Consider the following 9,899-nt stretch of genomic DNA (forward strand, 5'->3'; position numbering starts at 1 on the left):
CTTGTTTGCTTTCGCCGGGTAAGGCTTGCGGGTGAGGCGTCGCAACCGGGTTTTGGCCACGCGTCTCGCCTTGTGGACCCCGTGCGAACGATGAGCGACAGCGACAACCGGAACATCACGCGCAACAGCCTGTTCATCCTGGCCGAGGTTCGCCTCGACGGCCGGGACGAGGAGCATCGTGTGAAGGTCCGCAACCTGTCCGCCGGCGGCATGATGGGCGAAGGCCCGGTCAAGGTGGCGCGCGGCGAACGCATCGCGGTCAACCTGCGCCATGTCGGCTGGGTCGATGGCTCGGTCGCCTGGGTCCAGGACAACCGCTTCGGCGTCGCCTTCGCCGAAGATGTCGATCCGGTCGTGATCCGCGCGCCCGTTGCCGGACCCGAGGTTCCGCCAGCCCGCATTCTCAAGCGGCCCTATTCGGCCCAGGCCACGCTCGGCCCCGCCCGCAAGATTATCTGATCCCGCGCCGCGCCGGCTGGCGCGTCCGGGCGATCCACCTTGCGCCTTGCCGGGCCTCGGCTTAGGCCTTGCCCATGCGGACCTTGCGCGTCGCTTTCCGGGCCTGTCTGGCGGCCGGCCTCTGCGCCATTCTGGCCGCTTGCGCTGACAATTCCGGGCCGTCCGTCGATATCGACGTGATCGGCACGCCCGCCGATCCGTTCGAAGGCGGGGTGCGGCTCTCGGTGGCCGGGCAGCTCGTCCGCGCGGCCACCGCCGAAGGGCTGGTCGGGCTGGATGCCCAGGGCCAGGTGATCCCCGCCCTGGCCGACCGCTGGATCGTCACCGACGACGGGCTCAGCTACATCTTCCGCCTGCGCGACGGGACCTGGCCCGATGGCACCGCGATCACCGGCGAATCCGCGCGCGTGGCGCTGCGGACCGCGCTGGCAGGCCTGGCCGGGACCGGTCTCGCCCTCGATCTCGTGCCGATCGCGGAGGTGCGCGCCATGGCCGGGCGGGTGGTTGAACTGCGCCTGAGCCGGCCCGCCCCCGATCTCCTGCAACTGCTCGCCCAGCCCGAACTGGGCTTGCTGCATGAAGGGGCCGGCGGCGGACCGATGGCGCTGCGCCGCGAGGGTGCGGTGGCTCTCCTCGCGCCGATCCCGCCCGACCGGCTGGGCTTGCCCCAGAGCGAGGACTGGAGCGCGGGCCAGCGCAGCCTGAGGCTCCAGGCGCTGCCCGCCCATCTCGCCACCGCGCGCTTTGCCGAAGGCAAGGTCGATATCGTGCTCGGCGGCCGGTTCGAGAACCTGCCGCTGGGCCAGGCTGTTGCCGGGATCGCCCGCCGGCCGCTTCGCCTCGATCCCGCGCCGGGGCTGTTCGGCCTGGCCGTGGTCACGGCGCGTGGCTGGCTGGCCCTGCCCGAATGCCGTGAGGCCATGGCCATGGCGATCGACCGCGATGGGCTGGGCGCCGCGCTCGGCCTCTCCGCCTGGACCGGCACGACCCTGGTCGTCCCGCCGCCGCCCGGCAGCCCCCCGGGGGAGCGCTGGGCCGATCGGACCCTGGCCCAGCGCCGGGCCGAGGCGGCGACGCGCATGGCCCGGTGCAAGTCGGGCAGCGGCGATCCCGGGCCATTGCGCCTGGCCTTGCCCGACGGCCCCGGCGCCGATGCGCTCCACGCCCGGCTGGCCCAGGATCTGGCCGCGGTCGGGGTGAGCCTTGCCCGCGTGCCGCCGCGCGCGGCGGGCGATCTCAGGCTGGTCGATGCGGTGGCCCGCTATGCCCGGCCTGAGTGGTATCTGCACCAGCTGGGCTGCGCCACGCAGCGCGGTCAGTGCAGCACGGCGGCCGATGCCCGGCTGGCCGAGGCCGGGGCCGCGAGCGATCCGGCGCGGGCCGCCCAGTCACTGGCCGAGGCGACTGCCGCGCTCACCGCGGCCAATGTCTACATTCCCCTGGGCACCCCGATCCGCTGGTCGCTCGCGCGGGACCGGGTGGACGGGTTCATGCCCAATGCAGCGGCCTTCCATCCCCTGCCCGAGATGGCCCGGCGCCGCCTGTGATCGAACCGCTCCGGACCGGCACGAATGGCTCACCGGCTTAAATCTAAATTAACCTTTCTCTTTCATAGGTCCTATGGTTAATTGCTGGAGCGCTCTCGAAACAGGAGGGAGTGTTCAAGTTTCGGGGCATAAGGGGGACCACCCATGCGAGTGCTGTTGATCGAGGACGAGCCGACTACGGCGCGTGCCATCGAGCTGATGCTCACGGCTGAAGGCTTCAACGTCTATTCAACGGATCTGGGCGAGGAAGGCCTCGATCTGGGCAAGCTGTATGATTACGATATCATCCTGCTTGATCTCAACCTGCCCGATATGCACGGGTACGATGTGCTCAAGAAGCTGCGCGTCGCCAAGGTGCAGACCCCGGTGCTGATCCTTTCGGGCATTTCCGAGATGGATTCCAAGGTCCGCTCGTTCGGTTTCGGCGCCGATGACTATGTGACCAAGCCGTTCCACCGCGAGGAACTGATCGCCCGCATCCACGCGGTGGTCCGCCGGTCCAAGGGCCACTCGCAGTCGATCATCCGCACCGGCAAGCTGGCGGTCAACCTCGACGCCAAGACGGTCGAGGTCGATTCTGCCCGGGTGCACCTGACCGGCAAGGAATATGCGATGCTCGAACTGCTTTCGCTGCGGAAGGGCACCACGCTGACCAAGGAAATGTTCCTCAACCATCTCTACGGCGGGATGGACGAGCCGGAACTCAAGATCATCGACGTGTTCATCTGCAAGCTGCGGAAAAAGCTGGCTCACGCCTGCGGCGGCGACAACTACATCGAGACGGTCTGGGGCCGCGGCTACGTGCTGCGCGATCCCAACGACCAGGCAGAGGCGGCCTGACGCCGGCCCAGGCCCCCCGAACGCATTCCCCGGCCCGCTTGCCCCATCGGCTGGCGGGCCGTTTGCGTTCGACCCGGTTCGCCATCGACCGTCAGGGTGCCCTTCGTCCGCTCAGGCGATGATGTCGGGGATCAGGTAGTCCTCGATCAGGGCGATCTGGTCCTTGAGCTTGAGCTTGCGCTTCTTGAGGCGGGCGATCTGGAGCTGGTCGGCGGGGGCGGCCAGGCTCAGCGCGTCGATCGCGGCGTCAAGGTCGCGATGCTCGGTCCGGAGCATTTCCAGACGCTTGCGTAGTTCTTCTTCGCTGACGCCGTTCACCTGACCTGATCCACTTGCCCGCTGGTCGCCCCGGCGGCGCCGGAGCGGTCGATCGCGCCGATCTGCGGATGGCCGCAAGCAAGGCCGATTCCACCGCTTTCGGCGCGTATTCGCTTCGCTACCTAGGCGTAATGTGCTTTCCTGACAATCGCGCTGCATGGCCCGTTTCGTGCCTGAGTCGGCATGAAGAACCGTGTTGGTCACGGCACCGGATGGGCCAGCCGCGCAAGGGTCGGGAAACGGCCGGAGCACGAGCAACTCAGGAGGTATGCTCATGGAATCGTCGCACGTCAGCGCCTTGCAGATGAAGCACGCGGGAATCGAACGGCAGCTCGCCGAAGAGCTGAACCGCCCAGCGCCAGACCAATCGATGATCCAGGTCCTCAAGAAGCGCAAGCTCAGGATCAAGGAAGAACTTACCCACATCTGACGCACGGCGCCGGCCCATTGGCCGGACAGGTGCCTATTCTCACCGGAATGGGCATTTGTCGCGACGGATGGGCCGGGGTTCTGCCCAGCTTCCCGTTCCCAAGAGGCGCGGTTTCGGCTAACCGGCATTCATGCCATCAGCCGTTGCCGCCGCCCGCACGATCCTGACCCGCCTCCACGAGGTGATGGCTTCGCGCATGAACGCGCAGGCCAAGCTCAACACCGTGGTTGAGGTGATCGGCGGCGCGCTCGATAGCGAGGTCTGCTCGGTCTATCTCCTGCGCGAGGGGATGCTCGAACTGTTCGCCACGCGCGGCCTTGCCCAGGAAGCGGTCCACGTCACCCGCATGGCGATCGGCGAGGGGCTGGTCGGCACGATCGCCGGCAACGTGGAAACGCTCAACCTCGCCGAGGCGACCGCCCACCCCGACTTTTCCTATCGCCCGGAAACCGGCGAGGAAAAGTTCCATTCCTTTGCCGGCGTGCCGATCGTCCGGCGCGAGCGGTCGGTGGGGGTCCTGTGCGTCCAGCACGTTGATCCGCGCCGCTACGAGGAAGTGGAGATCGAGGCGCTGCAGACCGTGGCCATGGTCCTGTCCGAACTGATCGCCAATGCCGACCTTGTCGACGAGGATGAGGGGGTGGGCCTCAACCCGGCCCACACCGGTATGGAGCTGCTGCGCGGCCTTGCCCTGGTCAAGGGGCTGGCCTGCGGCGCGGCCGTGTTCCACCAGCCGCGGGTCACGATCGAGCATACCGTGGCCGAGGATACCGAGGCCGAGCGCCAGCGGGTCTATCTCGCCTTCGACAAGATGCGCGAACAGATCGAGCGCATGGCCGCCCAGGCCGAATTCGGCGTGGGGGGCGAACATGAGGAGGTGCTCGAAACCTACAAGATGTTCGCCTACGACGAAGGCTGGAGCCGCCGGATCAACGAGGCGATCGATTCCGGCCTCACCGCCGAAGCCGCGATCGAACGAGTCCAGCAGCGCACCCGGATGCGGATGCGCCAGATCGACGATCCGCTGCTGGCCGATCGGATGCACGATCTGGAGGATCTCTCCAACCGCCTGCTGCGGACCGTCTCGGGCCAGCTCGGCACGGCGGCCAGCAAGGGGCTGCGCCAGGATTCGATCCTCATCGCGCGCAACCTCGGCCCGGCCGAACTGCTCGAATATGACCGGCGGCGGCTGAAGGGCGTGATCCTCGAGGAAGGCTCGCTCACCTCGCACGTGGTGATCGTGGCGCGGGCCATGGGCGTGCCGGTGCTGGGCCGGGTGCGGGGCTTGCGCGGCATGGTGCGCGAGGGCGACCAGCTGCTGCTCGATGCCGATGCCGGCACGGCGACCGTGCGGCCCACCACGGTGATCGGCGAGGCCTTCGACCAGCGCTTCGCCCGCAACCGCGAACGCCAGGCCACCTATGCCGCCATGCGCGAGGTCGAGCCGCGCACGCTGGATGGCACGCGGATCATGGTGATGATGAACGCGGGCCTGCGCGACGATGTTGCCATGCTCAACCTCACCGGAGCCGACGGGATCGGGCTTTACCGCACCGAGTTCCAGTTCCTCGTCTCGGCCACCCTGCCCGCGCGCGAACGCCAGACCCGGCTCTACCGTGAAGTGCTGGAGGCGGCGGGCAACCGCCCGGTGGTGTTCCGCACGGTCGATATCGGCGGCGACAAGGCGCTGCCCTATCTCACTCACGATGATGGCGATGGCGAGGAAAACCCCGCGATGGGCTGGCGCGCGCTGCGCGTGGCGCTGGAACGCGAGGGGCTGCTGAAGGCCCAGGCCCGCGCCCTCCTGGAGGCGGCGGCGGGCCGCACGCTCAACGTCATGTTCCCGATGGTTTCCGAGCCGTGGGAATTCGATGCCGCCAAGGCGGTGTTCGATCACCAGCTCGAATTCCTCCGCAAGCAGAAGCGGATGCTGCCCGAGGCGATCCGCTACGGGGCGATGCTGGAAGTGCCGGCGCTCGCTGAAGTGCTTGATATCCTTGCGCCCAAGCTGTCGTTCCTGTCGATCGGGACCAACGATCTCACCCAGTTCCTGTTCGCCGCCGATCGCGCCAATCCCAAGCTGGCCGAGCGCTATGACTGGGTCAGCCCTTCGATCCTGCGGTTCCTGCGCCGGGTCGTCACCGGGGTGGAGGGCCATCCGATCGATGTGACCGTCTGCGGCGAAATGGGTGGGCGGCGGCTGGAAGCCCTGGCCCTGTTGGGGCTGGGCATCCGCCGGCTGTCGATCACCCCGGTGTCGGTCGGCCCGCTCAAGGAACTGGTGCGCCAGGTCAACCTGCCCGAGCTGTCGGAAGCCATGGCCGGCTGGCTGGCTCGTCCGCCAGCCAATATGCGGGTGGCCCTGGCCGAATGGGCCGCCGCGCGCGGGATCGAGTGCGATTGAACCTGGGCCGCTGAAGCGAGGCCGCGCGGGGTTGGTCCGGCGGGCGCCAGCGCGCCGCGCCGGGCCGCTCAACTGATCGGCCAGCAGCGCCGCCCCGTCGCTTTGGCCAGGGGCCATGGCAGGACTTGCTTGACATTGTCCGGGCCGAGGCCTTGGTTGCTGCCTGACGGGGGCGCCAACCATATCCGACGGGACCGGAATGGCCGAAGAACAACAACGTGATATCGTGATCGAATTTCCCCATGCGCGCCTTTCGGCGGGCGGGCGGTTGCGCGCCGCGCGCGAGGCCGCCGGGCTATCGCTTGCCGAGATGGCGGGCGTCACCAAGATTCCGGTGCGGATGCTCACCCTGGTGGAGGCCGGCGATTGGGCCGCGCTTCCGGCCAAGGCCTATGCCACCGGTTTCACCCGGACCTGCGCCAAGGCGCTGGGCCTGGACGACAAGGAGATCGTCGCCGAGGTGCGGCGCGAACTCGGCCACGTCGAACCGGCCGATGCCCGCCTGGCCCCCGCCTTCGAACCCGGCGATCCGGCCCGCGTGCCAACCGCGCGGTTTGCCTGGCTGGGCGCGATCGCCGCCCTGGCCGTGCTGGCCGTGGGCCTGCTCCTTTGGCGCAGCTACTATGCCCCGGCGGTCACCCTGCCGCCCCTGCCCGAAGCCTCGGTTCCGGCCAGCGTGACCGTGCCCCTGCCCGCCCCCGCCCCCGCGCCGCTGGCGGCGGTTCCGGCCGCGCCGGCGGCCTCGCCCGTCTCTCCCGCATCGGTTGCGCCGGTTGCTGCTGCTGGCCCGGTGGCGGCTCCGGGCCAGCGCCAGCACGCCATTGCCCCGGCGCCAGTCGCCCGGCCCTCGGCCACCCCGGCCGCCATCCTCCCGGCGGTTCCGGCCGCGGTGGCCCCGCCGGCCCCGGCATCCACGGCTCAGTTCTAGCTCCGTCTCGACAGGATGGGGGCGCGCCCGCTAAGGCTGGGCGGCGGGGCGCTCAGGCCGGTGTGCGGGGTCGCGCGGGCCGATCACCGACGGGAGCAGCAGATCCACCATGAACGGGCTTGGAGTGAACACCATGCGGGGCCGAATTCGCAAGGGCCGGATGCGCGCGGCGAGCGGCGTCATGCTGGCCGCCTTCCTCCTGGGCACTGGCGCCCCGGCGCTGGCCCAGTCGGCGCCCGCCGGCGCCAGCGCCGATGGCGAGGCGCGGCTCCGCAAGCTGGAAGCTGAAGTGCGCGCGCTCCAGCGCCAGGTCTTTCCGGGCGGCGACGGCAAGTATTTCGCGCCCCAGGTGACCGCGCCGACCGAGCCTGTCACCGTGCCCGGCACCCCCGCCAGCACCCCGCTGAGCGACCTGTTGACGCGCATGGATTCGGTCGAGGCCTCGATCACCCGGCTCACCGCGCAAAGCGAGGAAACGGCCAACCGCGTCGCCCAGATCGAGGCGAAGCTGGCCGCGGCCGCCGCTGTCGCAGCGCCGCCCCCTGCGGCCGTCGCCGATCCGGCTGCTCCCGCGCAGGTTCCGGCGCCAGCATCGGCCAGCCCCACGGCTGCGGCCGCTTCGGCGGCCGTCGCGGCGGCTCCCGCCGCCATGGCCGCGGCTCCGGCCGCTGCCCGCCCGGTGGTTGCCCCGACCCCGGCCCCGGTCGCCTTGGCCAAGCCCGCGCCGGCCAAGCCCGTGGCCACCAAGCCTTCGCCCCAGCGCGTGGCGGCTGTGCAGAAGATCGAGAAGCCGGCCACCGCCAATGCGGCCGATGACGAATACAGCTACGGTTTCCGCCTGTGGGAAGCCAGGTTCTATCCCGAGGCCCAGCAGCAACTGCGCCTCTATGTCGACAAGTATCCCAAGGACGCCAAGATCAGCTATGGCCGCAACCTGCTGGGCCGGGCCTTTCTTGATGACGGCAAGCCACGCGAGGCCGCGCCGTGGTTCCTCCAGAACTACCAGGCCGACAAGCGCGGCGCCCGCGCGCCCGACAGCCTGCTGATGCTGGCCGAGTCCATGCGCCAGCTCAACGATACCAGCCGCGCCTGTATCGCCCTCGCCGAATTCTCCGACACCTATGCTGCCGAGGCGGGCGGGCGCCTGAAGGGGCAGTATGAAGCGACCCGCAGCGCTCTCAAGTGCCAGTGATCCGGCGCGGATCGCGCGGTTTGCCGAGGATCTGACGCGGCTCTGGCCCGCTGCGGTCGCGCGGCGGGCGGGCGCGGCGGGGCAGGCCATGGGGGCCGGCCTCGGCCTTGCCGTATCGGGCGGGCCGGACAGCCTGGCCCTGCTCCTGCTGGCCAGCGCCGCCCTGCCGGGACGGGTCCGGGCGGCGACCGTGGATCATGGCCTGAGGGCGCAAAGTGCCGACGAAGCGCGCTTCGTATCAGGCATCTGCGCCGATCTCGGCGTCCCCCACGCAACGCTTGGCGTGACCGTGGCCGAAGGCAATGTCCAGGGCGAGGCCCGCAAGGCCCGCTATGCCGCGCTCGATGAATGGGCGCGGGGCGCCGGGCTGGGGGCGCTGGCCTCGGCCCATCATGCCGATGATCAGGCCGAAACCCTGCTGGCCCGGCTCAACCGCGCGAGCGGGGTGGCGGGCCTCGCTGGCGTGCGCGCCGCCGGGCGCGTGCCCGGGAGCGAACTGCCCCTGCTGCGCCCCCTGCTCGGCTGGCGGCGCGCGGAGCTGGCCGAAGTGGTCGCGGCGGCTGGGATCGAAGCGGTCGACGATCCGAGCAACCGCGATCTCCGGTTCGACCGTGCGCGGCTGCGCGCGGCCCTCGCCGGGGCGGACTGGCTCGACGTCGGCGCGATTGCCGAAAGCGCGCGGCACCTGGCCGAAGCCGATGCCGCGCTCGACTGGGCGACCGCGCGTGAGTGGCGCGAAGGGGTGACGCCGGGGGCGCTGGGCAGCTTTGTCTACCGACCCCAGGCGCCCCGCGCGATCGCACTGCGGGTGATCGCGCAACTGGTGGCGCGGCTGGATGGCGAGGCGCCGCGCGGCAGCGCCGTGGCCCGCCTGTTCGATAGCCTGGTGGCCGGCCAACCGGCCTCGATCGGCGCGCTGGTGGCGCGGCCCGGCCCGGACGGGTGGAGCTTCATGAAGGCGCCCGCACGGCGAACCCTAGGTTAGCGAGTCCCCCAGGCCGACCATCTTGCCCTTGGTGACATAGACCGGGGTGCCGACCCGGGCGATGCCGAACAGCTTTTTCGCAAAAGGCGTGGGCACGCCGACGCAGCCGTGGCTGGCATAGCCGTTCTCGACCCTGGTGCCGTGGATCGAGACCCCATCGTTGGTCAGGCGCATCATGTAGGGCATGGGCGCGCCGTCGTAGATGTTGGACTTGTGGTCGGCATCCTTCTGGGTGATCGGGAACAGGCCGGTGGGCGTGGGCTTGTCGCTGGTGCCCAGCAGCACGGCGGTCGCCGCGATCTCGTAGCCGCCGCGAAACACCGAGAGCACGCGGGCTTCGAGATCGACAGTGATGACCAGCGGGCCAGCGGGAACCCCGGCCTCGTCCCAGTGCCAATCGCCATAGCGGATCGGGCCGTCGATCGGCAGGACGCGCTTGATCACCAGCGCCGGGCCGGCGGGGGCCAAGGCTTGCGGCGCGGGGGCCGCGGCTGCTGGAGCCGCGCCTGTTGGAGCCGCGGCGGCCGGCGCGGCGCCCAGCTTCGCCGGATCGATTTCCAGCGCTCCGCTCGCGGAGGCCGGCGCGGAGGAGGATGGCGCATCGGCCGCGGCGGGGCGATCGCCATGGCCGAAGACCAGGCCGCCGCCCACCAGCGCGAGGCCAAGGCCCGCCACTGCCAATCCCGTCCAGCCCTGCTTGCGTACCTGCATCGTCCATCCACCCCGTTGGCCTTGGCCGTTCTTGCCCAGATCGCGGCGAGTCGCCAGCAAGGTGCGGGCCGCGTCCCGCGCCGGG

General features: G+C 70.2%; 10 protein-coding genes. 8 read left to right on the forward strand and 2 right to left on the reverse strand.

All coding sequences use genetic code 11. The features are described 5' to 3' along the window. Positions 1-90: 90 nt before the first annotated feature. From ACFOD9_RS13395 to ctrA, 3 genes are all read left to right on the forward strand, one after another. The gene (locus ACFOD9_RS13395) at positions 91-459 is read left to right on the forward strand and encodes a PilZ domain-containing protein (protein WP_379510628.1); all 369 of its coding nucleotides are present in this window, start codon (positions 91-93) and stop codon (positions 457-459) included. A 74-nt stretch (positions 460-533) separates the two neighbouring features. Then, positions 534-2,006 carry an ABC transporter substrate-binding protein gene (locus ACFOD9_RS13400; protein WP_379510629.1) on the forward strand — a complete coding sequence of 491 codons (1,473 nt, stop codon included), beginning with the start codon at positions 534-536 and terminating at the stop codon, positions 2,004-2,006. A gap of 144 nt (positions 2,007-2,150) precedes the next feature. Further along, positions 2,151-2,846, forward strand: coding sequence for a response regulator transcription factor CtrA (gene ctrA / locus ACFOD9_RS13405; protein WP_379510630.1), 696 nt, complete (start codon positions 2,151-2,153; stop codon positions 2,844-2,846). A gap of 111 nt (positions 2,847-2,957) precedes the next feature. Here the strand turns inward: ctrA and ACFOD9_RS13410 are convergent, their stop codons facing one another. Continuing rightward, entirely contained in the window at positions 2,958-3,122 is a 165-nt protein-coding gene (locus ACFOD9_RS13410; protein WP_379510675.1) for a YdcH family protein, read from the reverse strand. Positions 3,123-3,438: 316 nt separating this feature from the next. Between ACFOD9_RS13410 and ACFOD9_RS13415 the strand changes: the two genes are divergently transcribed. The 5 genes from ACFOD9_RS13415 (at position 3,439) to tilS (ending at position 9,103) form a co-directional block, all read left to right on the forward strand. Next, complete coding sequence (locus tag ACFOD9_RS13415) at positions 3,439-3,594, forward strand: YdcH family protein (RefSeq protein WP_379510631.1); 156 nt, start codon at positions 3,439-3,441, stop codon at positions 3,592-3,594. 130 nt (positions 3,595-3,724) lie between these two features. Further along, positions 3,725-5,998, forward strand: a complete 2,274-nt coding sequence (ptsP, locus tag ACFOD9_RS13420) for a phosphoenolpyruvate--protein phosphotransferase (RefSeq protein WP_379510632.1) — start codon at positions 3,725-3,727, stop codon at positions 5,996-5,998. 199 nt (positions 5,999-6,197) lie between these two features. Next, entirely contained in the window at positions 6,198-6,926 is a 729-nt protein-coding gene (locus tag ACFOD9_RS13425; RefSeq protein WP_379510633.1) for a helix-turn-helix domain-containing protein, read from the forward strand. A gap of 133 nt (positions 6,927-7,059) precedes the next feature. Next, the gene (locus tag ACFOD9_RS13430; protein WP_379510634.1) at positions 7,060-8,118 is read left to right on the forward strand and encodes a tetratricopeptide repeat protein; all 1,059 of its coding nucleotides are present in this window, start codon (positions 7,060-7,062) and stop codon (positions 8,116-8,118) included. Further along, positions 8,084-9,103 (forward strand): tRNA lysidine(34) synthetase TilS, encoded by a 1,020-nt coding sequence (gene tilS / locus ACFOD9_RS13435; RefSeq protein WP_379510635.1) that lies wholly within the window; start codon positions 8,084-8,086, stop codon positions 9,101-9,103. Before ACFOD9_RS13430 ends, tilS begins: the two co-directional genes overlap by 35 nt. Here the strand turns inward: tilS and ACFOD9_RS13440 are convergent. After that, positions 9,095-9,814 carry a L,D-transpeptidase family protein gene (locus ACFOD9_RS13440; protein ID WP_379510636.1) on the reverse strand — a complete coding sequence of 240 codons (720 nt, stop codon included), beginning with the start codon at positions 9,812-9,814 and terminating at the stop codon, positions 9,095-9,097. The two genes, tilS and ACFOD9_RS13440, sit on opposite strands and share 9 nt — an antisense overlap. Positions 9,815-9,899 lie beyond the last annotated feature (85 nt).

The sequence above is a fragment of the Novosphingobium bradum genome, assembly GCF_042646485.1.
In the GTDB taxonomy this organism is placed as follows: Bacteria; Pseudomonadota; Alphaproteobacteria; order Sphingomonadales; family Sphingomonadaceae; genus Novosphingobium; species Novosphingobium bradum.

Bases quoted from the DNA above. Each gene is read 5' to 3' on its own strand.
- ACFOD9_RS13395 (WP_379510628.1), top strand. From the start codon at position 91: ATGAGCGACAGCGACAACCGGAACATCACGCGCAACAGCCTGTTCATC.
- ACFOD9_RS13400 (WP_379510629.1), top strand. From the start codon at position 534: ATGCGGACCTTGCGCGTCGCTTTCCGGGCCTGTCTGGCGGCCGGCCTC.
- ctrA (WP_379510630.1), top strand. From the start codon at position 2,151: ATGCGAGTGCTGTTGATCGAGGACGAGCCGACTACGGCGCGTGCCATC.
- ACFOD9_RS13410 (WP_379510675.1), bottom strand. From the start codon at position 3,122: ATGCTCCGGACCGAGCATCGCGACCTTGACGCCGCGATCGACGCGCTG.
- ACFOD9_RS13415 (WP_379510631.1), top strand. From the start codon at position 3,439: ATGGAATCGTCGCACGTCAGCGCCTTGCAGATGAAGCACGCGGGAATC.
- ptsP (WP_379510632.1), top strand. From the start codon at position 3,725: ATGCCATCAGCCGTTGCCGCCGCCCGCACGATCCTGACCCGCCTCCAC.
- ACFOD9_RS13425 (WP_379510633.1), top strand. From the start codon at position 6,198: ATGGCCGAAGAACAACAACGTGATATCGTGATCGAATTTCCCCATGCG.
- ACFOD9_RS13430 (WP_379510634.1), top strand. From the start codon at position 7,060: ATGCGGGGCCGAATTCGCAAGGGCCGGATGCGCGCGGCGAGCGGCGTC.
- tilS (WP_379510635.1), top strand. From the start codon at position 8,084: ATGAAGCGACCCGCAGCGCTCTCAAGTGCCAGTGATCCGGCGCGGATC.
- ACFOD9_RS13440 (WP_379510636.1), bottom strand. From the start codon at position 9,814: ATGCAGGTACGCAAGCAGGGCTGGACGGGATTGGCAGTGGCGGGCCTT.